This is a genomic window from Neptunomonas sp. ABH4_499, assembly GCF_056160565.1.
This window is the reverse complement of the sequence record NZ_JBSWXK010000006.1, coordinates 116,259-136,566: the sequence shown is the minus strand read 5'-3', so window position 1 is coordinate 136,566 and position 20,308 is coordinate 116,259. Positions and strand designations below refer to the sequence as shown.

Here is a 20,308-nt window from a genome sequence, read left to right as displayed (position 1 = left end):
CGTGGGATTGGTTCTGCTCAGCTTATGCGTTGGCGCTGTAACGCTCACGCCGAAGGAGGTTTGGCACGGGCTTGAAAGCGATAACACCCATTACTTTACCGTTCATGAGTATCGGTTGCCGCGGGTCATCATTGCTTGCCTGGTGGGTGCAGTACTTGGCCTTAGCGGTGCTTTGGTGCAGGGCATTATTCGCAACCCTTTGGCCTCTCCGGATATTTTAGGCGTCAGCCAAGGGGCGGGCTGTGCGGCGGTTATCTTTTTGTCCCTTTGGCCAGCGGCGTCCATTCTCTGGCTACCTTATGTAGCCACATTGGGAGGACTGTCAGCGGCCGTCGTGCTTTGGTTTTTAGCGGGACGACACAGCGGGGCGTTACGTTTGGCCATGACCGGCGTCGCGGTGAGTGTATTTTTCACCAGCATCACCGACTTTGTGCTGTTGGTGTTCCCGATGGAGATCAATAACGCCACCCTTTGGCTAACCGGCAGCCTGTGGGGACGAAACTGGTCGCATCTGCACTTACTGCTGCCATTACTGTTATTGGTTCCCTTTACCCTGTTGCTCGCCAAACCCTTTAATTTATTAAGCCTTGGGGACGCTTCGGCTAAAACCTTAGGGGTATCGATTCATCGTGTCCGTGCTATCGGCTTGGGGTTAGCTATTATCATGACCTCAGTGAGTGTCGCCGTCTGTGGCCCTTTAAGCTTTATTGGGTTTATCGCACCGCATTTGGCCCGACACCTTGTTGGACAATCCCACCTCAAATCCATTCCTGCGGCCATGTGTTTAGGGGCTATTTTGCTGGTGATCGCCGATGGATTAGCACGCGCGATTGCGCCACCGCTGGAACTCCCCACCGGATTATTAACCGCCATTTTGGGCGCACCCTACTTCCTTTGGCTGATGATTAGGATCAAATAAGATGAGTTTATCTGTCCAACAACTGTCGGTCCGATTCGATAAAAAAACCGTGTTAAACGATCTCAGCTTTCAGCTTCCAACTGGTCAATTCACGGCACTTATAGGCCCCAATGGTTGTGGCAAGACAACCCTTTTGCGTACGTTGGCCGGTTTACTGGCACCCGACTCTGGTCAAGTGAGCTTGGATAATCAAGCGATCGATCGCCTCTCTGCTGCGTCACTGGCTAAACAGCTAGCCTTCTTGCCGCAAATCCAGCCGATTCCTGAAGGGGTAAGAGTACGCGATCTTGTAGCGTACGGACGTAGCCCCTACACCGGGTTGTTTGGTCGATTATCGGAGCACGATTGGCAGATTGTGGATCAGATGCTGGCCAAAACCGGTACGACTGAGCTGTCAGACCAAGCCGTTAGCGAACTCTCGGGAGGGCAACGTCAACGTGTTTGGCTTGCAATGATTCTGGCGCAAGATACGCCTTACCTGTTGCTGGATGAACCCACCACCTACATGGACATCAATCACCAAGTCGAGCTGATGCGTTTAATCCATCAGCTGACACAAGAGGGAAAAACCATCATCGCGGTCCTGCACGACATCAATCAGGCGGCTCGTTGCTGCGATCACTTGATTGCTCTGCATGATGGCAAGATCCATCAACAAGGATCACCCGAAACCGTGATGAACCAGGCGTTGTTCAAAACTGTTTTTCAGGTCGATGCCCAAATATTCCCAGACCCAATCAGCGGTGACCCTATGGGCATCCTTCAATAATTTGGCGCTGCACAATACAGGTCTTACTCATTTAAGGCCTGTAAAGCGTATCTTCAACTCGTCTAAAGCACCTTTATTCTTAGCCCTGATCAAAATTGGCACTTAAGTTGGATGGAAAAATCCCAAACTTAGACCTATTTTTTGTTGCAGTGCAAAAAAATGCGAGCAACAATTAACCATCGTTAACCAAATTAGGTGCAGGACAATGGATCTAAAAGATAAAGTCATCGTGATTACCGGAGGCGGCCGCGGTCTAGGTCGTTCTATGGCATTGGAACTGGCCGAAAAAGGCGCGCAATTGGCCTTAGTCGATCTGAACGCAGAAGACCTCGACACCACCGTCGGCATGTGTGTGGAGAAAGGAACAACCGCCAAAGGATACACCGCAAACGTCGCTGACGAGCCAGCGGTAGAAGCGCTGTTTGATAGCATTGTCGCCGATTTCGGCACAGTTCACGGCCTTGTGAACAATGCAGGCATTACGCGCGATGGCCTGTTTGTGAAAGCCAAAGAGGGCCAAGTCGTCAGCAAAATGAGCATGGATCAATGGAATCTGGTGATGGACGTTAACCTCACCGGTACTTTCTTGTGCGCTCGTGAAGCGGCAGTGAAAATGATCGAAACCAAAACCGCGGGTTGCATCATCAATATCTCGTCCATCTCCCGCGCAGGTAATATGGGTCAAACCAACTACTCCGCCACCAAAGCAGGTGTCGAAGCCATGGCGGTAACTTGGGCAAAAGAGCTGTCCCGTTACGGTATTCGTGCCGCCTCCATTGCACCAGGCTTCATCGGTACAGAAATGGTCATGAGCATGAAACCTGAAGCGCTGGAAAAAGTGGAAGCCAGCATCCCAGCTAAACGCTTAGGCAAGCCTGAAGAGATCGCCCATACAGTCACTTTCATTTTAGAAAACGACTATGTCAGCGGCCGCTGCTTTGAGATTGACGGCGCTCTGCGGATCTAATCAGTCCACCGTTATCAACCAAAAGAGCGCTTTTTAGCGCTCTTTTACGTTTAGATCTCCGTCAAACACAGCTAAACAGCTTTCTCGACTCGATCGCCATTCCAAGGCGCAAGCCAGATCAGCAATACCATTCCGGGAATGGACAAGGCCGCACACAGTAAGAAGAAGCTGGTCCAGCCCAAATCTTCCACCAAAAAGCCAGTCGTTGCGTTTGCAAAGGTGCGTGGTAAAGCAGCAAGCGCTGTAAACAAGGCAAACTGAGTGGCCGCAAAAGCCACACTGGTGGATCGTGCGATGTAAGCGGTAAAGGCGGCTGTGCCAAGACCAACACCCAGATACTCCAACGAAATCACGACACCCAAGACCCAGAGGTTATCCCCCACTTCAGCTAAGCCTGCAAAGCCTAAGATGGTGATCACTTGCACCACACCAAAGATCCAAAGCGCACGGTTGATCCCAAGCTTGATCATCCACAGTCCACCAAGAATCCCGCCAACAATGGAGGCCCACAGCGCCGAAGATTTCGCCACCACCCCGATCTCGGTCAACTCAAATCCAAGATCAATGTAAAACGGTGTGGATAAGGCCGTCGCCATGTTATCGCCAAGCTTATACAAAAACATAAAGGCCAGTGCCGTAAGCGCTGGCTTCCACCCAAAGCGGGCCAGAAAATCCTGAAACGGCGCAAGCACCATCTCTTTAAAGTTGTGCGGCATCGGCTGCGTGTTTTGTGGCTCTTTGATGCACAGAGTCATACCTATCCCAAGCACCATGAAGGCTGCAACCACCGTGAATACGGAGCTCCAAGGTAAGTAATCCGCCAACACCAAACCAAGCGCCCCAGGCACTAAGCCAGAAATCCGATAGGCCTGCACATGCACCGAGTTACCCCACCCCAGCTCTTCATCCGGTAGAAGCTCTCGGCGATAGGCATCCAATACAATGTCTTGGCTGGCACTGAAAAAAGCCACCAGCAAGGCCATCGTCACAATAACACTGAGCTCAGTGGTAGGGTTGAAATAACCTAAGAGCGCAATGGATGCGAGCAAGAAAAGCTGCATCAGTAGCATCCAACCTCGCCGCCTTCCCAGAAACGGCAGCTGAAGACTGTCCATGAAGGGTGCCCAAAGAAACTTCCAGGTATAGGGAAACGTCACCAAGGCAAATAGGCCGATCTCTTTAAGCCCAACCCCTTCGGTTCGTAGGAACGCAGGCAGTAACTGGAATAACACGTACAAAGGCATGCCAGAGGCGAAGCCTGTAAAGATGCAGATCAGGGTTCTGCGGTTGAAAATTGATTCAATCAAAGGACGATTATCGTCTGACATTCCATGCTTCTCGATAAAAACTTAGCGCCAGTGTACCCCAGTGATGATCAGCAAAATACCCACCTAGAAACTAATGATAATGATTATCATTTACTTATCGTTTTTTTTGGCGTACATTACAACCTCTGATAGGGAGGATAGACAAATGACCTATACAATTGATGCGTGGCTAGAAAGGACCGATCCCTATATTCGAGTTGTCCATAAGGATCGGCAGATTTCGGTTATCGAGTGGCACGGCAAGCAAGTTAAAGAGTTAATTGATTCGGGAGCCTTATGCCCTTGCGATTTTTCAAGCCCCGAGCGCAACACGCGAGAGTTGGTAAAAGAGTTGTTTATTTTATCGTGTTTAGACCAAATACATTGAAGACCGGAGCTTCAGATGCAAAAAAGCCGACACAATGTCGGCTTTTTACTGTGTGGGATGTTAGTCCCTAAAGTTATTAAACTGCAGCGGCATATCGATATCGGAATCTTTCAACAAAGCGATGGCCCCTTGTAGGTCGTCACGTTTTTTGCCGGTCACACGTACTTTCTCACCCTGAATCTGAGCTTGAACTTTCATTTTGCTCTCTTTGATCAGTTTGGTGATCTGCTTACACAACGGCTGGTCTAGCCCTTGGCGCAGTAGAACTTCTTGGCGTGCACGTACACCGGATAGATCAGGGTCTTTCTCTTCAAGACATTTAATGTCGATGCCACGCGCAATCAGACGCGCACGTAACAGATCCATCATCTGTTTCAGCTGAAAATCAACTTCCGCTTCCAATAAAACAGAATCGCCCGATTGCTCAAACGAAGCGGTTACCCCTTTAAAATCATATCGTGTCGATAGTTCGCGGTTCGCTTGGTCGATAGCGTTGGTGATCTCGTGCTTATCAAGCTCAGACACAATATCAAACGATGGCATGTTGCTCTCCTTATACGTTAAGCGCACAGTTTATCGAACTGCGTGTGCCATTTCATCTGTTGTCATAAACCGCTAGCATGCACATTTTTATTCAAGGTTCTTTTACGATGAGATGGCATATCCTTGGTGCAGGCGCATTGGGTTGCAGCTGGGCGGCGAATTTAAGTCGCAGTGATGATCCCGTCACCTTAATTTTACGAACCCCAGCCCGCCTTGAAGCCTTTAATCAGCACTCTGTAATTCACTATCAATCAGTAGGTGACGCCTCGTTTAAAGCCAAGTGTGATGCCGAGCTTGCGAGCGAAGAAACCCCGATCCATCGACTGATTATTGCCACCAAAGCCTTTGACTGCATCAGTGCCTTTAACAGCATTCAACATCGATTATCTGATCAAGCATCTATCGTGCTCTTGCAAAACGGCATGGGACAGCAAACGGACCTACTTCACTTCCTTAAAGATCGCCCCGCCGTTCAGGTATGGTCTTGCGTTTCAACCGATGGCGCTTACTTAACCGCCCCTTTTCATGTGGTTCAAGCAGGGCTTGGCATCAATAAACTGGGCTGTCTATCGCATGATTCGACAGGGGCGCTAGAGATCCCGCTGTCGTTATTGAAACTCGAGCATTCCAATCACCCCTGGCAGGATCTATGGGGCAAACTGGCCATTAACGCCGCCATCAATCCTATGACCGCGCTTAACAACGTACTCAATGGTCAGCTCATCACAGAATCTCATTTAAACGCCCAGCTTCAAGCGCTGTGTAACGAGATCGAAGCCATTGCAGAAAGCGCTCAGCAACCGCTTTTTGAAGAGCCGTTGTATGAAAGAGTCAAAACCGTCGCGATGGACACCTGTGAAAACATCTCCTCTATGTTGCAGGATGTTAGAGGAGGCAGGCCAACCGAGATTGAATACATCACAGGCTTTATCCTAAACAGCGCGCGAGAAAAAAACGTACCAGCGCCGCTGAATCAAGCTCTGTTTAACGCACTGACGCGTACACTTCAAACCCATTAATTAAATAAGGGCATCCTTATGGCTGACCGCTTAACACGTATTTACACCCGTACCGGAGATAAAGGCACGACGTCCTTAGCCAACGGAAATACGGTTTCAAAAAGTTCGGAACGTATCGAAACCCTTGGCGACATTGACGAGCTTAATTCATCGATTGGGGTGTTGATCGCTCATCTTGAGCACCGCCCATTTCAAAACTCACTCTCACTGTTACAACACGAGCTATTTGACCTTGGGGGCGAGCTTGCGATGGTAGACCCAAACTACAAAGCCATTACTCACGATCAAATCAGCCGACTTGAGAGCGAAATCGATCAGATGAACGACGCTCTTCCGACGTTAAAAGAGTTTATTTTACCCGGTGGATCACAGCCGGTTGCCTTTGCGCATGTGGCAAGAAGCATCTGCCGAAGGGCTGAGCGAAGCTGGATTCGATTAAGCGGTGTCGATGACGAGGTAAAAGAGAGCCTTGGTGGGCAATATCTCAATCGTTTGTCGGACTATCTGTTTGTTTTGGCCCGCTCGATTGCAAAAGAGTCTCAAACCGAGGAAGTGTTCTGGAGACCGGTTCAGTCTCGGACAGAAGATTAAATTTGCTTGGGCCATTTAAAAGCCACTGGATAGAAATGAAAGCAGCAAGCAAGCTTGCTGCTGATGACAAAAACTTACGCTTTTGCTTTCTTACGTGCTGCAACCGCAATCAGGCCTAAGCCCATCAACGCCAAGGTACCTGGTACAGGTACACCCGTTGTTGGAGGAGTTACAATTGAAGCATCATCAACTAGATAGCTTACAGTGTAGGTTCCCACTGCGGTCGTCGCTTGGCTGTAGTCAGCATTACCGTTACGGAAAACTAAGTTTGTATCGGCTTCAGCTAACAGATCAACTGTAAACGTACCAGGACCTGAGAAGAAAACTAAAGAGTCCGCATCGCTCAGCTCCAAAGAAGCCAACTCAGAACCGTTTAGGTTTTCTGCAGAGTAAGTTTCGCCAGTGTCCAATTGGATAGAATCATTACGGGTTGCAAAATCAACCGTGCTAACCAAATTGATGTCGTAATCTTGGCCAGCAATGGCAGCGTCTAGATAAACAATAGATGAGCCGTAAAACTCAGTACCGTCCGTTAACGCCGTGAAGAACAAATCTGTAGAGGTTTCACCTTCATACGTTAAACGTACACCCAATAGGTCAGCACCGCCCGTTAGGCTCGAATCATATAGATCGAAAACCAGGGAAGTAGTCCAGCTAGTGTAGTTATCGTAAGCCAACGTTTGCGTCTGAACTTCTGTCAAAGCAGCAGAAGCTGACATTGCAGTAGCTGATAAAATAGCCGCTGCCAGTGTCTTTTTAAACAGGGACATAATTTACTCCTTTATATGTTAAAACTTCCTGTTACTAAGAAAGCTCAACCCATTTTGCAAATTAAGTACCAACCCTTAATAAAATAATAAAAACCACTAAAAAGGCTCTATTTTTTTACACAAAACTTAACTCAAAATTAATATTAAAAGTCCATTTACGTCGTGTGTTAATTTAACTGACACATCAGTGACTTGACCAGAAAAAATGTTGCTATTCAGATACATCAAGCTTAACGCAATATAAACATTACAGCGAAAAGCGTCTCGGTTGATGGCAATTGATTACAGATTGTTCAGATTAAGTGAAATACCCCTCTTTGGTTCTGTAAAAATTTTAAAACAGTCGTATAAAACATTCGATAAACTGTATCTAATCATCCACACCCTAAATACAAATATCGAATAATTAACAAACAATATAAATTTAAATTCCCTTTTTCCGTTGTAAATAACTCGACCAACGCTTAAAGGAAAACACATCGAATACGCTACCGCCTAAATAAAAAACCGACAGTAGCGCTCGCTAATCCATCACTTATTTAACGATTAACGTCGACGACCACACGTCCTTGCACCTGCCCCGCTAAGATCTGCTCTGAGACAGAGGATACCTCACCTAAAGAAATGACCTGATAAAGAGATGATAAGGTATCCCGATTCATCAGATCCGATAAACGATGCCACGCCTGAACCCGCTTCTGTAGGGGCGCGCTGACCGAATCCACGCCTTGCAAACGTACATTGCGAAGGATAAATGGCATAACCGTTGTTGGAAGATCATGCGTGGCGGCAAGACCACATGCTGCAACACACCCGCCGTACTCGGTCTCAGCTAATAGCCGAGCCAATATAGGCCCACCCACGGTATCCACCGCTCCCGAAAATCGTTGCTTTTCAAGAGGACGGCAAGGCTCTGCCATGTGTGCTCGAGGGATAACCTCTGATGCCCCGAGCTGCTTAAGATATGCTTCTGTTTCGGGACGTCCTGTGATCCCTGCTACGCGATACCCTAACTGAGAAAGCAAATGCACAGCCACCGAGCCCACGCCACCCGCCGCACCGGAGACCACCACCGGATTCTCTGACGGTTTAACACCGGCCTCTTCCAGCGCCATCACACAAAGCATCGCGGTTAACCCCGCGGTACCCAACGCCATCACTTCCTCATTGCGTAAATCCTCTGGGCACTTAACACACCACTCTGGACGTACTTTGGCTCGCTGCGAAAGCCCGCCAAAATAGCGCTCCCCCACCGCCCAACCCGTAACAATCACCCGATCACCCACGACAAATTGATCGGGTACTTTTGATTCAATCACCTCCCCTACAAGATCAATCCCTGGGATCATCGGAAATTGATGAACGATCTTGCCTTTACCGGTCACCGCTAACCCATCTTTAAAATTGATGGATGAATAACGAATCGCCACCGTTATTGACTCATCAGGAAGATCTCGCTCTGTCATCTCTTTTACACTTGACTGAGTCTTGCCTTCCAATTGATCTAACACCAAGGCTTTGAACATGACGCTTCTCCTGCTGAGTTATTTTTCTATTTATTTGTTTGTCTTACAAATATAAAATAATGTCAATCCATGAAGAGACTAGACCTTGGACTAAGCCCTCTCTTTTGCACCCTCTAACCGATCGAGGCCCACTTTGAAAAAGCTCGACTTTGAACCGGTCAGCGCGACCAGCTTATCGAAACAAATTGCCGACCAAATTCGACAAGCCATTATGGAAGGCAGCTTAAAAGCGAATGATCGCTTACCCACAGAGGGGGAGCTATCGGATCGTTTTGGCGTATCGCGTCCCACGATCCGTGAAGCACTTAAGCGTTTAGCCGCTCAAAACTTAATTCGATCCAAACGCGGCCCGACCGGCGGCACCTTTATCCAAGCACCGGATGTCGACGAGGCTTGCCAGTCCTTAGCCAGCCAATCGACGCTCTTGATGGGGTTTAACTTTTTCTCGCTGGATGAGGTGTTTGAAACTCGGCTTGAACTCGAAAGTGTGTGCACCCGGCTCGCGGCTCTTAACCGAACAGATGACGACCTTAAACAGTTGCATGAGATCTTAGAACAGCAGGCCGAACCCAACCTTGATGGAGAACGACTGTGCTCTTTAGATGTTCAGTTTCATCGCGCCATTGCTAATGCCAGCAAAAACAAAATGCTGTCCTACCTGATGCATGGGATCATTGAAGCCTTACAACCTGCTACTAATATGGCGGCGTTCAGGCACCGTTCTCATGAGGTGATCTATCATCAGCATACCGTCATTCTTAAGCATATAGAGGCACAAGAGAGCGCTTCTGCTGTTACCGCGATGCACGATCAGATTCTCTATATGAAAGAACGACTCGCCGAGGCACAAAAGCCATAAACTAAATGCGTCACTTGCAGTCCTATAGTCGTATAGGCTCGCAAAGCAAGTGGGCATTATTGGCAATTTGCTTTATCCTAGGCACATCATTTTTGTGGTTTAAAAGCAGTGAGGAGATACTGTGGACGATAATTCTCTCGTATACGTTTTGTTCATCGGCATTTTTGCGGGTGCTCTGGTCGGGTTCTGGATTGGACAATGGTCAGGCGGACGCTCTACAGGTAACAGCGGCGCATTGAAAAAAGCCCAACAAGACCTGACCGATTACAAAAAAGAAGTCGAGACACACTTCGAAACAACCGCTGAGCTGGTTAACAAAATGACCGAGTCTTATCGCGATGTGTACAAACACTTAGCGAGCGGCGCTAAAACGCTGTGCGCAGATGAGGCAAAAGCGATTGCGATCGCAGCAAACATGGCGCCTCAGCTTGAAGCGAAAGAAGTTCAGGAAGAGGTACGTGAAGAAGCTCAACCAACTGATGAGCAAAACACACAAGCGCCTGAAGAAGCGCCAGCGGCTGAACAGCCGGATGCCGTTGAGCCTCGCGATTACGCGCCAAAAAAGCCTGATGAAGAAGGCACTCTGTCAGAGACGTACAGCCTGAAAAAAGAGCCTACGCTGTCTGAAGAAGCCGATAAAAAACCAGAAACAAAATAACGTTTCTAGGTGAATAAGAGGGATCCTGATGGATCCCTTTTTTGTTAGATCGGATTATCAATATCGATGAAGTGATGCTCGAGCCCAAACTGTTGAGCCAAATGCGCCCCTAGGCCTTTCGCGCCGTAGCGCTCCGTCGCATGGTGACCGGCGGCAAAAAAATGAATGCCCATCTCTTTGGCGATATGAAACGTTTGCTCTGATGCTTCACCGGTAATAAAAGCATCACAACCCTCCATCACCGCTTGCTCAATATAACCTTGCGCCCCACCCGTGCACCAAGCCACCTTTTGAATAGGTCCAATTCCGCCATCCACATGAAGAGGTACACGCCCTAAGGCTGATTCAATGTGCTTAGCAAACTCATGGGCGGCTACGGGCGACTCAGTATGCCCAATAAATCCGATCGCCTTACCTATAGCGTCCCCGCCTAACCCTGCATCAATGCTAAGGTTTAAACGCTCTCCCAATTGGGCATTATTGCCCAACGTTGGGTGGGCATCTAACGGTAAATGATACGCCAATAGGTTAATCTCATGATTGATCAGGCTCTTGAGCCGCTGATACTTCATCCCCGTAATGGGTTGAGATTCACCTCGCCAAAAATAACCATGATGCACTAGGATTAAATCAGCCTTGTGCTCGATAGCCGCATCAATCAACGCCTTAGACGCCGTAACACCGCTGATGATTCGCTGAACCTCTTTTTTACCTTCCACTTGTAACCCATTTGGGCAGTAATCTTTAAACTGACCAACGGTTAACAACTCTTCACAATAATTAACCAATGTCGATGTCAAAACTGACATAAAATGTACTCCGTATTAGCCACAGCCTCTGAGCAAACGTATAATCCGTGTTTAACCGTTTCAGTCACTCGTAATTCTGGATGATTTAATGCGCAATTTCAGTTTTCTTGGCTGGCCAATTGTAACCGGGGTTTTGATTGCAATCATCTTGCTTCAGTTCTTCCCCAACCTTCTGGCTCCGCCAGTCACCACCGTTGAGATAAAAGAAACTCAGGTACCAACGGCGATGACAACGACGTATGCAGGCAATGGCCCTGTGTCGTACGCTGACGCTGTAGCAAAAGCGGCACCGGCCGTTGTGAACATCTATTCCAGTAAAGTGGTTAAAACCAACGAAGAATTATCCAACAACCCTCTGTACCGTCGTTTTTTTGAGAACGGCGATGTGCCTCAGCGTCAACGTATTCGATCAAGCTTGGGTTCTGGCGTCATCATCAACGCCAACGGCTATATCGTCACCAACAACCATGTCATTGAAGGCGCTGATAGCATTGTGGTTGCGTTACACGATGGACGCGAAGCACAGGCAACGGTTGTAGGTTTAGACCCAGAGACAGACCTTGCGGTCTTAAAAATAACCTTGCCGAAACTACCAAGCATTACTCTGTCGCCTTCTGAAAAATTGCGTGTTGGCGATGTCGTTCTTGCGATTGGTAACCCATTCGGGGTTGGGCAAACAGTGACAATGGGTATCGTCAGTGCCACCGGTCGAAACCGACTTGGCTTGAGCACTTACGAGGACTTTTTACAAACCGACGCGGCCATTAACCCTGGTAACTCTGGTGGCGCCTTAATTGATGCTAACGGTAACCTGATCGGCATTAATACGGCTATCTTCTCGAAATCAGGCGGTAGCCAAGGTATCGGCTTTGCGATCCCATCCTCTTTGACCAAAGCCGTGATGGCGGACTTGATTGAGCATGGTCGAGTCATTCGTGGCTGGCTAGGCATTGAAGGTCAAGAACTGACACCGAGCCTTGCTGAATCCTTCGGTGTGAGCGAGACCTCGGGGCTAGTCATTGCAGGTGTTTATCGGGACAGCCCAGCCCATAAAGCCGGCTTACAACCAGGTGACATTATGCTGCGTTTAAACGGTGAGCCGGTGGATGCGTATCAATCGATGTTGAGTGTCGCGGACTTAAAACCTGGCGCTAAGCTAACGGTCGATTTTATGCGAAACGGCGAGTCTATGACCGCATCTGTTGAAGTCGGAGAACGCCCACCAACAAGGTCAACCTCTCACGAGTAAGCGCTTCTCTAACGGCTTTACGCTTTCCTAAAGATATTAAAAATGACACGCATTTTAATCTTTGATGCGGTACTCAGCGGAACGTGCGTGAGCGGTTAAGCTTTCACCACGTGCAAGTACAGATGCGATTTTACCCGTTTCACTTGCGCCATCCTCCGAGAACATGATCAAAGAGGAGCGTTTCTGGAAGTCATACACGCCCAGCGGGGAAGAGAATCTAGCAGTACCCGATGTCGGCAACACGTGGTTAGGCCCAGCACAGTAATCGCCCAAAGCTTCCGCCGTAAAGCGTCCCATAAAGATAGCGCCAGCATGGCGAATCTTAGGCAACATGGACTCAGGATCTGCAACAGACAGCTCTAAGTGCTCGGGAGCGATGCGGTTACTGACCTCAATCGCTTCATCCATATCGGCCACTTGAATCAGAGCAGCTCGATTACGCAAAGAGACTTCAATGATCTCTTTACGTTCCATGGTCGGTAAAAGCGCTTGGATGCTTTTCTCAACCTGATCGAGGTAATCAGCATTCGGGCAAATTAAAATCGGCTGGGCATCTTCATCATGTTCAGCTTGTGAGAACAGATCCATCGCGACCCAATCTGGGTTGGTTTCACCGTCGCACACAACCAAAATTTCCGAAGGCCCTGCAATCATATCGATACCCACCGTACCGAAGACGGCACGTTTTGCCGTCGCCACAAAAATGTTGCCCGGGCCGACAATTTTATCGACGTTCGGGACGGTCTGCGTACCATACGCCAAAGCCGCAACAGCTTGGGCACCACCTATGGTGAACACGGTATCAACACCTGCAAGACACGCTGCCGCTAACACCAGCTCATTAAGCTCACCACGCGGGGTCGGCACGACCATCACGATTTCAGCAACACCCGCCACCTTAGCAGGCAGAGCGTTCATCAATACAGATGATGGATAAGCGGCCTTACCACCTGGGACATACAAACCAACACGATCTAAAGGCGTTACTTTCTGACCCAGCATCGTGCCGTCGTCTTCAGTGTACTGCCAGCTGTCACCACGTTGTTTTTCATGGTAACGACGAATGCGCTCAGCGGCTTTTTCTAGTGCGCTTTTTTGATCGGCCGGTAGGCCATCCAGTGCTTGTTGCAGGCGTTCTTTTGACAGAACCAAGTCCTGCATGGATTTCGCTTGGGTCTGATCAAAACGATTGGTGTACTCAACAACCGCGTCATCACCCCGCGCTTTCACATCCGCCAAAATATCGTCAACGATCTGGTTGACCTTGGCATCGGAGACAGACTCCCAAGCCAATAGGTGATCCAATCGGGATGCGAAATCACTCTCTTGCGTATTTAAACGAGCAATAGGAAAACTCATGCTTACACCTCACGACGCTGCTTAACCGCTTCGGACATCATATCGACAATTGGCTGAATCTGACGATGTTTCATCTTCATCGCGGCCTGACCAACCACCAAGCGCGAGCTGATGTTGGCGATAAAATCCATCGGTTCAAGGCCATTGGCACGCAAGGTATTACCGGTATCGACGATATCAACGATTCGATCCGCCAAGCCCATGATCGGGGCAAGCTCCATAGCGCCGTACAGTTTGACGATGTCGACCTGACGACCTTGCTGAGCAAAATACTGGCGTGCCACGTTCACAAACTTAGTCGCTACGCGCATACGACCCTCAACGGGTGCGGCGTTCTTCATACCGGCAACCATCAGTTTGCATTTGCTGATCTCAAGATCCAGCGGCTCGTAAAGTCCTGCGCCGCCATGCTCCATTAAGACATCTTTACCAGCAATGCCCATATCCGCACCGCCGTACTCAACATACGTCGGTACGTCGGTCGCGCGAATCACAACCAACTTGATGTTGTCATGATTGGTGTCGAAGATCAGTTTGCGGCTTTTGAAGATATCTTCTGCCGGCGTAATGTTGGCCGCTTCCAACAATGGAAGCGTTTCCTCTAGGATTCGGCCTTTTGAAAGCGCGATCGTGAGTTGTTGCTTTTTCATCATACTGTCTTCAACTTCTTTGCGTTATCAAGCTTAACTACTGATACGTCGGATGTCGGCACCCAGACCTTGCAGTTTTTCTTCAATGCACTCATAACCGCGATCGATGTGGTAAATACGATCAATCAAGGTCTCACCCTCAGCAACCAACGCGGCAATCACAAGACTGGCCGAAGCACGAAGGTCGGTTGCCATCACAGGCGCACCGCGCAATGACTCCACCCCTTCAATGGTAGCTGCATTGCCATCAATCAAGATGTCCGCCCCAAGACGAATCATCTCTTGCATGTGCATAAAACGGTTTTCAAAGATGGTCTCTTTGATATGCCCCACCCCTTCGGCAACCGTGTTCAAGGCCGCAAACTGCGCTTGCATGTCGGTTGGGAACGCAGGGTAAGGCGCCGTAGTAATGTTGATCGCTTTTGGACGCTTGCCTTGCATATCCAAAGAGATCCAATCATCACCCGTTTCGATAACCGCACCGGCTTCTTTTAGCTTCAGTAGCACTGAATCTAAAATATCGCTGCGGGTATTTAAGGTTTTTACGTAACCGCGCGTAGCCGCCGCCGCTACCAAGAAAGTACCGGTTTCAATTCGGTCAGGCATCACGTCGTAATGAGCGCTGTGAAGCTTCTCTTTACCGTTTACGATGATGGTGTCAGTACCCGCACCTTTGATGTCAGCTCCCATGGCGATTAGGCACTCGGCCAAATCCACCACTTCAGGCTCACGTGCAGCGTTCTCGATGATCGTTTGACCATCCGCCAGTGTTGCGGCCATCAAAATATTTTCAGTACCGGTTACCGTCACAACGTCAAACAGTACCTGGGCGCCTTTTAAGCGGCCATTTGACTTAGCACGGATGTAACCCTCTTCAACCACAATCTCAGCACCCATCGCCTCTAAGCCACGGATGTGCTGATCCACTGGACGACTGCCAATCGCGCAACCACCCGGCAAAGAAACTTGGGCTTCGCCAAAGTGAGCCAACAAAGGCCCCAGTACCAAAATTGACGCACGCATGGTCTTCACCAAATCGTACGGTGCATCACAACTTTTAATCGACGTTGGATCAATTTCAACGTTGAGTTTTTCATCAACGGTAATTTCAACCCCCATGCGGCGCAGAAGCTCCAACATGGTCGTAATATCGTTCAGATGCGGCAGGTTACCAAAGGTAACCGGTTCACTGGCGAGTAAACCTGCTGCAAGAATAGGCAGCGCTGCGTTTTTCGCGCCAGAAATACGGACTTCGCCGTTTAAGCGAGCGCCGCCCGCAATGAGTAACTTATCCATTCAAGAATCCAACTTCGTCAATCAGGACTGCTGCGCTTGCCACTGTTCCGGCGTAAAGGTTTTAATCGTGAGCGCATGGATTGTGCCGTTTGCGATGTATTCGTTTAAGCACTGGTAAACCAGTTGCTGTTTTTTAACGGGCATCAGGCCGGCGAATTGAGGACTAACTACGGTGACCTGAAAGTCGCAGCCTTCTCCAGCGGTAATCACCTCAGCACCGTCTAGGTGTGATTCAATGATCTGCTTTACTTCATCAGCGTGCATGACAGGGACTCCAATCGTTAGAAATTTACAAAATCAGGGGCGGAATGATACCGAAAACTGGTGCAAAAGGCGAAAAAAACAGCGGCGTGATCGCCGCCCTGTATCAACTGAGTGTATTTGTTACACCCACAAGATCGGCGATCGCCATCAATTCACTGGGATGATCAATAAAGCGAACGGATTTTTGATGCTGCTTTGCCAAGCGAAGGGCACACAAACACAGCGATAATGCAGAGCTATCCACGCGCTTAACCGTCTTCAACGAGATGGTAATAGGCGTATCAGAGACTTTGAACAGCGTAAGGAGCTCACGTTCAAGCTCAGCCCGAGCCTCTTTGATGTTCGAGAACAGCAGATCACCCTTTAAGGAGACCTGCTCATTCTCAAAAGAGGCATATTGCACGGTTGATTTAGCCATGACGAAAGATCACTCACCTTGTGTCGAAGGCGGTTTAATTTGGGTTTCCCACGCACTGATCACTTTATCGAGGTCATAGCCGTTGCGCTGCATCAGATCAGCGAATTGGTTTTTGAAGGTGATGCGAAAGTTGATGCCATTCATGATCACGTTAACCAATTTCCAATGATCTTCGCTGTTGACCACATAATTAACCAAAGAGTAGGTTTGGCCATTTTCGGCAGTAACATCAACGGTAACGATCTGCTTATCCGCTTCAGGACTTTCGCTGGTCGGCGCCATAATGTTGTAGGTTTTGATATCAAACTCCAACATGGACTTAGCGTACGTCTTGATCAGCGTGTGCTTAAACACTTGAGCAAAGCGCTCTTTTTGATCATCCGACGCTTGACGGTAATATTTTCCCATCACCCAAGCTGAGATGTAACGAAAATCCACATCGCGATCAACGATCTTATCCAGATCAGTAATCAGCGCACCTTCATCCGGCGTCGCTTGCGCTTTATAGCCGTTAACGACCTCCAGCATCTCCTTAATGGATTGATCCACCGCCGTACTGGCGCTTTCCCACGAAGCAAACGAGACCGCAGACCATGCCATTAGCATGACCGCTGCGCTCTTTTTCAACAACTGTTTCATTGTGAGAGGTTCTCCTTACTCACTGACTTTGTTAAACAGGAATTTACCGATCAGGTCTTCAAGCACCATCGCTGACTGCGTATCGGCAATCGTATCGCCCTCTTTGAGGTTGTCGGACTCAAACCCGACCGATAGCCCGATGTATTGCTCCCCTAAAAGACCTGAGGTCAAAATCTGCGCTGATGTATCTTTAGAAAGATAATCAACATCTGTACGAATTTTTAGTGCTACCAGTGCAACTAAGCGTTTTTTATCAATGGTGATGCTATCGACTTCCCCCACCTGAACACCCGAAAGAGTCACTTTCGAGCGCGGGGTGAGCCCACCAATGTTTTCAAAACGGGCATAAACCGTGTAGTTGTCTTTTGTATCATTCAGGTTCAAACCACTGACCTTCAATGCCAACCCGATAATGGCCAAAGCACCGATAATGATAAAGAAGCCTACACTGATTTCGATCCAACGAGTGCGCATTGTTAGAAATCTCCAAACATCAATGCGGTTAAAATAAAGTCCATTCCAAGTACAGCTAAAGAGCCATACACAACGGTTCGAGTCGTCGCTTGACTGATCCCCTCAGAAGTTGGGACACAGTCGTATCCTTGGTAAACCGCGATCCAAGTCACGGCGATACCGAAAACAACGGCTTTGATCAAACCGTTTACAATGTCATCTTGAAAGCTAACGGCGTTTTGCATGTTGGCCCAAAACGACCCTTCAAAAATGCCCAACCATTCAACGCTGACCAGCGCGCCGCCCCAGATGCCGACCATGGCAAACACCATGGACAATAAAGGCATTGAAATAAAGCCGGCCCATAGGCGAGGTGCCACAACCCGGCGAAGCGGATCCACGCCGATCATTTCGAGGCTGGTTAGCTGCTCGGTGGCTTTCATCAAACCGATTTCGGCGGTCAGCGCGGAACCTGCACGTCCTGCAAACAAAAGCGCTGTCACCACAGGCGCCAACTCGCGCACTAAGCTCAATGCCACCATTTGGCCGACCGCCTGTTCAGAGCCATAATCCACCAAAATGGTGTAACCCTGAAGACCAAGCACCATACCGATAAACAAGCCCGATACGACGATGATCAGCAGGGACAGCACGCCCACAAAATAGAGCTGCTTTACTAACAAGGGGAACATCGTAAAGGGCGCAGGCTTAGCAATTAATGCTTGTGCCAAAATTTGTCCCGAACGCCCTACGGCAGCAACTCGGTTGAGGCCACCCCGTCCGATGCCCGCTACCCAATCCAACAATTTTGACATCACACTCACGCGGTTTTCTCCCGAGCATTAAGACCCAGTGCCGCTTCTAGCGATTCGCCCGGAAAATGGAAAGGAACAGGACCATCTGGCTGGCCATGGATAAACTGAGCCACTTGCGGATCATTATTCGCTTTAAGAGATTCAGGACTGCCCGTAGAAATCACTTTTCCGCCCGATAAAATCACGATGTGATCCGCGATGCTCAAGGTTTCCTGAATATCATGCGAAACAATCACACTTGTGTGTCCAAGCGCTTTGTTGATTTTAGAGATCAGGTTCACCAAGACGCCCATGGCAATCGGGTCTTGCCCTGCGAATGGCTCGTCATACATGACGATATCGGGGTCCAGCGCAATGGCTCGCGCTAACGCTACACGACGGGCCATACCGCCCGACAACTCGCTTGGCATCAAATCATGTGCACCACGAAGCCCAACGGCATTCAGCTTCAGCATGACTACATCCTGAACCATGTCATCCGGCAAATCGGTATGCACCCGAATGGGAAAGGCCACGTTTTCAAACACGCTCATGTCGGTGAACAGCGCGCCACTTTGAAACAACATCCCCATGCGCTCACGCAGTAAGAACAGATCGTCGCGGCTTAGGGCATGAACATTTTGATCGTTTACGGTAATCGTGCCCTTATGAGGGCTAAGCTGTCCGCCGATCAGTTTAAGTAACGTGGTTTTACCGGTACCGGATGGCCCCATGATGGCGGTAATCTTGCCCTTTGGGATCTCCATGCTGACACCATCAAAGATAGCGCGCTGACCTCGGTAGAAATGTAAATCACTGATGCGAATGGTGCACACATCCGCTGAATCAATTGACATGTATCGGGCTTATCCTCTGCCTTAAGAAAATCCGAACTGAATCTGAACGGCAAGAAACAACGGGCAAATATACCACCTGCACATTCAAACGTGAATGTATGTTAGGCACTTGCTTCGCAAAATGGTTCTGTTTTAATACGCCGCATCCTTTAATTATTTCGGGGCAAGCGCATTATATGCTGTATCCAATATTAGCCATCCTAGGTGGACTCGTTCTTTTGGTGTGGAGCGCCGACCGCTTCGTTGAAGGCGCAGCAGCGTCCGCAAAGAACTTTGGTATGTCGCCACTGTTGATCGGCTTAACGATCGTCTCGTTTGGCACATCGGCACCGGAAATGCTGGTCTCCTTCATGGCCTCCATCACTGATTCAGGTGACTTGGCTGTAGGTAACGCGGTTGGCTCTAACATCGCAAACATTGCCTTGGTGCTGGGTATCACCGCCATCATTGCTCCGCTTCCGGTCAAGTCCGGTGTTCTGAAAAAAGAGATCCCTCTTTTGATCGGTATCACCTTGTTGGCCGGCGCAACGCTGTACGACCGCCAGCTCAGCATGCTGGACGGTATTTTACTGCTGGCAGGCCTACTCGTCTGTCTTTATATGTTTGCCAAATTCCCAGGCGATGGCGACGCTGTCAGCGATGATGAGGAGATCCCAAACTTCAGCACCGGCAAAGCCATTTTTTGGTTGATTGTTGGCCTTGCGGTATTGGTCGCAAGCTCCCGTCTTCTTGTTTGGGGTGCGGTTGAAGTGGCCACACAACTGGGCGTATCTGAGCTGGTCATCGGCCTAACCATCGTTGCCATAGGCACCAGTCTGCCAGAACTTGCAGCAACCGTAGCAAGTGCCTTGAAAAACCACCACGACATTGCCCTTGGTAACATCGTGGGTTCCAACATTTTCAACTTGGGCGCGGTGATGGCCATCCCTGGCTTTGTTCAAACGATCACCATCGACCCAGAAGCCTTTAGTCGCGACTACGTAGCGATGTTGATCGCCACCCTTGCCTTGCTGGCCTTCTGCTTAATTCAAAAGCCACCTCGCATATCTCGCATTGAAGGCGGCGCCTTGTTCGCGGGTTACGCGGGCTACTTATACATCCTGTACTTAAGCGCGGCCTAACGGCACACACCTTCGAAACGAACACGCTGTTTCGAGGTCACACGGGGATCATGCTATGATCCCCGCATCGTTTTTAAACGGGC

The 20,308-nt window shown here is 49.1% G+C and carries 23 protein-coding genes; 9 read left to right on the top strand and 14 right to left on the bottom strand.

Annotated features, from left to right (window positions below):
* Position 1 precedes the first annotated feature (1 nt).
* The 3 genes from ACXAF9_RS08165 to ACXAF9_RS08155 all read left to right on the top strand — a co-directional run bounded on the left by ACXAF9_RS08165 (position 2) and on the right by ACXAF9_RS08155 (position 2,655).
* Positions 2–919: an iron chelate uptake ABC transporter family permease subunit gene (locus ACXAF9_RS08165; RefSeq protein WP_475072718.1), complete on the top strand. Its 918-nt coding sequence runs from the start codon at positions 2–4 to the stop codon at positions 917–919.
* 1 nt (position 920) lies between these two features.
* On the top strand, positions 921–1,688 hold the full coding sequence (gene fecE, locus ACXAF9_RS08160; protein WP_475072716.1) for a Fe(3+) dicitrate ABC transporter ATP-binding protein FecE: 768 nt from the start codon (positions 921–923) through the stop codon (positions 1,686–1,688).
* 205 nt (positions 1,689–1,893) lie between these two features.
* Positions 1,894–2,655, top strand: a complete 762-nt coding sequence (locus ACXAF9_RS08155) for an SDR family oxidoreductase (protein WP_475072715.1) — start codon at positions 1,894–1,896, stop codon at positions 2,653–2,655.
* A 71-nt stretch (positions 2,656–2,726) separates the two neighbouring features.
* On the opposite strand, the gene ACXAF9_RS08150 is transcribed toward ACXAF9_RS08155, so the two are convergent.
* Together ACXAF9_RS08150 and ACXAF9_RS08145 are read right to left on the bottom strand one after the other, a co-directional pair.
* Positions 2,727–3,983, bottom strand: coding sequence for an AmpG family muropeptide MFS transporter (locus ACXAF9_RS08150; RefSeq protein ID WP_475072713.1), 1,257 nt, complete (start codon positions 3,981–3,983; stop codon positions 2,727–2,729).
* 427 nt (positions 3,984–4,410) lie between these two features.
* Positions 4,411–4,893, bottom strand: coding sequence for a YajQ family cyclic di-GMP-binding protein (locus tag ACXAF9_RS08145; RefSeq protein WP_475072711.1), 483 nt, complete (start codon positions 4,891–4,893; stop codon positions 4,411–4,413).
* A gap of 107 nt (positions 4,894–5,000) precedes the next feature.
* Between ACXAF9_RS08145 and ACXAF9_RS08140 the strand changes: the two genes are divergently transcribed.
* Both ACXAF9_RS08140 and ACXAF9_RS08135 read left to right on the top strand, forming a co-directional pair.
* Positions 5,001–5,912 (top strand): ketopantoate reductase family protein, encoded by a 912-nt coding sequence (locus ACXAF9_RS08140; RefSeq protein ID WP_475072708.1) that lies wholly within the window; start codon positions 5,001–5,003, stop codon positions 5,910–5,912.
* Between the two features lie 18 nt (positions 5,913–5,930).
* Positions 5,931–6,503, top strand: coding sequence for a cob(I)yrinic acid a,c-diamide adenosyltransferase (locus ACXAF9_RS08135; protein ID WP_475072706.1), 573 nt, complete (start codon positions 5,931–5,933; stop codon positions 6,501–6,503).
* A 74-nt stretch (positions 6,504–6,577) separates the two neighbouring features.
* Here ACXAF9_RS08135 and ACXAF9_RS08130 read toward each other — a convergent pair whose 3' ends face one another.
* Together ACXAF9_RS08130 and ACXAF9_RS08125 are read right to left on the bottom strand one after the other, a co-directional pair.
* Complete coding sequence (locus tag ACXAF9_RS08130; RefSeq protein ID WP_475072704.1) at positions 6,578–7,273, bottom strand: choice-of-anchor E domain-containing protein; 696 nt, start codon at positions 7,271–7,273, stop codon at positions 6,578–6,580.
* Between the two features lie 539 nt (positions 7,274–7,812).
* Positions 7,813–8,799, bottom strand: coding sequence for an MDR family oxidoreductase (locus tag ACXAF9_RS08125; protein ID WP_475072701.1), 987 nt, complete (start codon positions 8,797–8,799; stop codon positions 7,813–7,815).
* 133 nt (positions 8,800–8,932) lie between these two features.
* Between ACXAF9_RS08125 and ACXAF9_RS08120 the strand changes: the two genes are divergently transcribed.
* Together ACXAF9_RS08120 and ACXAF9_RS08115 are read left to right on the top strand one after the other, a co-directional pair.
* Complete coding sequence (locus tag ACXAF9_RS08120; protein WP_475072698.1) at positions 8,933–9,658, top strand: FadR/GntR family transcriptional regulator; 726 nt, start codon at positions 8,933–8,935, stop codon at positions 9,656–9,658.
* 121 nt (positions 9,659–9,779) lie between these two features.
* On the top strand, positions 9,780–10,316 hold the full coding sequence (locus ACXAF9_RS08115; protein ID WP_475072694.1) for a Z-ring associated ZapG family protein: 537 nt from the start codon (positions 9,780–9,782) through the stop codon (positions 10,314–10,316).
* A gap of 44 nt (positions 10,317–10,360) precedes the next feature.
* Here ACXAF9_RS08115 and ACXAF9_RS08110 read toward each other — a convergent pair whose 3' ends face one another.
* Entirely contained in the window at positions 10,361–11,125 is a 765-nt protein-coding gene (locus ACXAF9_RS08110) for a Nif3-like dinuclear metal center hexameric protein (RefSeq protein WP_475072690.1), read from the bottom strand.
* Positions 11,126–11,213: 88 nt separating this feature from the next.
* Here ACXAF9_RS08110 and ACXAF9_RS08105 point away from each other — a divergent pair, with 88 nt between their 5' ends.
* Positions 11,214–12,374 (top strand): S1C family serine protease, encoded by a 1,161-nt coding sequence (locus tag ACXAF9_RS08105; RefSeq protein ID WP_475072687.1) that lies wholly within the window; start codon positions 11,214–11,216, stop codon positions 12,372–12,374.
* 54 nt (positions 12,375–12,428) lie between these two features.
* On the opposite strand, the gene hisD is transcribed toward ACXAF9_RS08105, so the two are convergent.
* From hisD to ACXAF9_RS08060, 9 genes are all read right to left on the bottom strand, one after another.
* A complete protein-coding gene (gene hisD / locus ACXAF9_RS08100; RefSeq protein WP_475072683.1) occupies positions 12,429–13,733 on the bottom strand; it encodes a histidinol dehydrogenase in 1,305 nt (434 codons plus the stop codon).
* A 2-nt stretch (positions 13,734–13,735) separates the two neighbouring features.
* Complete coding sequence (gene hisG, locus ACXAF9_RS08095; RefSeq protein ID WP_475072932.1) at positions 13,736–14,383, bottom strand: ATP phosphoribosyltransferase; 648 nt, start codon at positions 14,381–14,383, stop codon at positions 13,736–13,738.
* A 33-nt stretch (positions 14,384–14,416) separates the two neighbouring features.
* Complete coding sequence (gene murA / locus ACXAF9_RS08090; RefSeq protein ID WP_475072681.1) at positions 14,417–15,679, bottom strand: UDP-N-acetylglucosamine 1-carboxyvinyltransferase; 1,263 nt, start codon at positions 15,677–15,679, stop codon at positions 14,417–14,419.
* Between the two features lie 21 nt (positions 15,680–15,700).
* Positions 15,701–15,943: a BolA family protein gene (locus tag ACXAF9_RS08085; RefSeq protein ID WP_475072677.1), complete on the bottom strand. Its 243-nt coding sequence runs from the start codon at positions 15,941–15,943 to the stop codon at positions 15,701–15,703.
* Positions 15,944–16,046: 103 nt separating this feature from the next.
* Positions 16,047–16,361, bottom strand: coding sequence for an STAS domain-containing protein (locus tag ACXAF9_RS08080; protein ID WP_475072674.1), 315 nt, complete (start codon positions 16,359–16,361; stop codon positions 16,047–16,049).
* 9 nt (positions 16,362–16,370) lie between these two features.
* Positions 16,371–17,000, bottom strand: a complete 630-nt coding sequence (locus tag ACXAF9_RS08075; protein WP_475072672.1) for an MlaC/ttg2D family ABC transporter substrate-binding protein — start codon at positions 16,998–17,000, stop codon at positions 16,371–16,373.
* Positions 17,001–17,015: 15 nt separating this feature from the next.
* Positions 17,016–17,474: an outer membrane lipid asymmetry maintenance protein MlaD gene (gene mlaD, locus ACXAF9_RS08070; protein ID WP_475072670.1), complete on the bottom strand. Its 459-nt coding sequence runs from the start codon at positions 17,472–17,474 to the stop codon at positions 17,016–17,018.
* Between the two features lie 2 nt (positions 17,475–17,476).
* Complete coding sequence (gene mlaE / locus ACXAF9_RS08065) at positions 17,477–18,268, bottom strand: lipid asymmetry maintenance ABC transporter permease subunit MlaE (protein WP_475072930.1); 792 nt, start codon at positions 18,266–18,268, stop codon at positions 17,477–17,479.
* Positions 18,269–18,273: 5 nt separating this feature from the next.
* Positions 18,274–19,104 (bottom strand): ABC transporter ATP-binding protein, encoded by an 831-nt coding sequence (locus ACXAF9_RS08060; RefSeq protein ID WP_475072667.1) that lies wholly within the window; start codon positions 19,102–19,104, stop codon positions 18,274–18,276.
* A 176-nt stretch (positions 19,105–19,280) separates the two neighbouring features.
* Between ACXAF9_RS08060 and ACXAF9_RS08055 the strand changes: the two genes are divergently transcribed.
* On the top strand, positions 19,281–20,225 hold the full coding sequence (locus tag ACXAF9_RS08055) for a calcium/sodium antiporter (protein WP_475072665.1): 945 nt from the start codon (positions 19,281–19,283) through the stop codon (positions 20,223–20,225).
* The last annotated feature ends 83 nt before the right edge of the window (positions 20,226–20,308 follow it).

Bases quoted from the DNA above. Each gene is read 5' to 3' on its own strand.
- ACXAF9_RS08080 (WP_475072674.1), bottom strand. From the start codon at position 16,361: ATGGCTAAATCAACCGTGCAATATGCCTCTTTTGAGAATGAGCAGGTC.
- mlaD (WP_475072670.1), bottom strand. From the start codon at position 17,474: ATGCGCACTCGTTGGATCGAAATCAGTGTAGGCTTCTTTATCATTATC.
- ACXAF9_RS08055 (WP_475072665.1), top strand. From the start codon at position 19,281: ATGCTGTATCCAATATTAGCCATCCTAGGTGGACTCGTTCTTTTGGTG.
- mlaE (WP_475072930.1), bottom strand. From the start codon at position 18,268: ATGTCAAAATTGTTGGATTGGGTAGCGGGCATCGGACGGGGTGGCCTC.
- ACXAF9_RS08085 (WP_475072677.1), bottom strand. From the start codon at position 15,943: ATGCACGCTGATGAAGTAAAGCAGATCATTGAATCACACCTAGACGGT.
- ACXAF9_RS08125 (WP_475072701.1), bottom strand. From the start codon at position 8,799: ATGTTCAAAGCCTTGGTGTTAGATCAATTGGAAGGCAAGACTCAGTCA.
- ACXAF9_RS08130 (WP_475072704.1), bottom strand. From the start codon at position 7,273: ATGTCCCTGTTTAAAAAGACACTGGCAGCGGCTATTTTATCAGCTACT.
- ACXAF9_RS08145 (WP_475072711.1), bottom strand. From the start codon at position 4,893: ATGCCATCGTTTGATATTGTGTCTGAGCTTGATAAGCACGAGATCACC.
- hisD (WP_475072683.1), bottom strand. From the start codon at position 13,733: ATGAGTTTTCCTATTGCTCGTTTAAATACGCAAGAGAGTGATTTCGCA.
- ACXAF9_RS08140 (WP_475072708.1), top strand. From the start codon at position 5,001: ATGAGATGGCATATCCTTGGTGCAGGCGCATTGGGTTGCAGCTGGGCG.
- ACXAF9_RS08155 (WP_475072715.1), top strand. From the start codon at position 1,894: ATGGATCTAAAAGATAAAGTCATCGTGATTACCGGAGGCGGCCGCGGT.
- fecE (WP_475072716.1), top strand. From the start codon at position 921: ATGAGTTTATCTGTCCAACAACTGTCGGTCCGATTCGATAAAAAAACC.
- ACXAF9_RS08105 (WP_475072687.1), top strand. From the start codon at position 11,214: ATGCGCAATTTCAGTTTTCTTGGCTGGCCAATTGTAACCGGGGTTTTG.
- ACXAF9_RS08135 (WP_475072706.1), top strand. From the start codon at position 5,931: ATGGCTGACCGCTTAACACGTATTTACACCCGTACCGGAGATAAAGGC.
- ACXAF9_RS08150 (WP_475072713.1), bottom strand. From the start codon at position 3,983: ATGTCAGACGATAATCGTCCTTTGATTGAATCAATTTTCAACCGCAGA.
- ACXAF9_RS08060 (WP_475072667.1), bottom strand. From the start codon at position 19,104: ATGTCAATTGATTCAGCGGATGTGTGCACCATTCGCATCAGTGATTTA.
- ACXAF9_RS08075 (WP_475072672.1), bottom strand. From the start codon at position 17,000: ATGAAACAGTTGTTGAAAAAGAGCGCAGCGGTCATGCTAATGGCATGG.
- hisG (WP_475072932.1), bottom strand. From the start codon at position 14,383: ATGAAAAAGCAACAACTCACGATCGCGCTTTCAAAAGGCCGAATCCTA.
- ACXAF9_RS08110 (WP_475072690.1), bottom strand. From the start codon at position 11,125: ATGTCAGTTTTGACATCGACATTGGTTAATTATTGTGAAGAGTTGTTA.
- murA (WP_475072681.1), bottom strand. From the start codon at position 15,679: ATGGATAAGTTACTCATTGCGGGCGGCGCTCGCTTAAACGGCGAAGTC.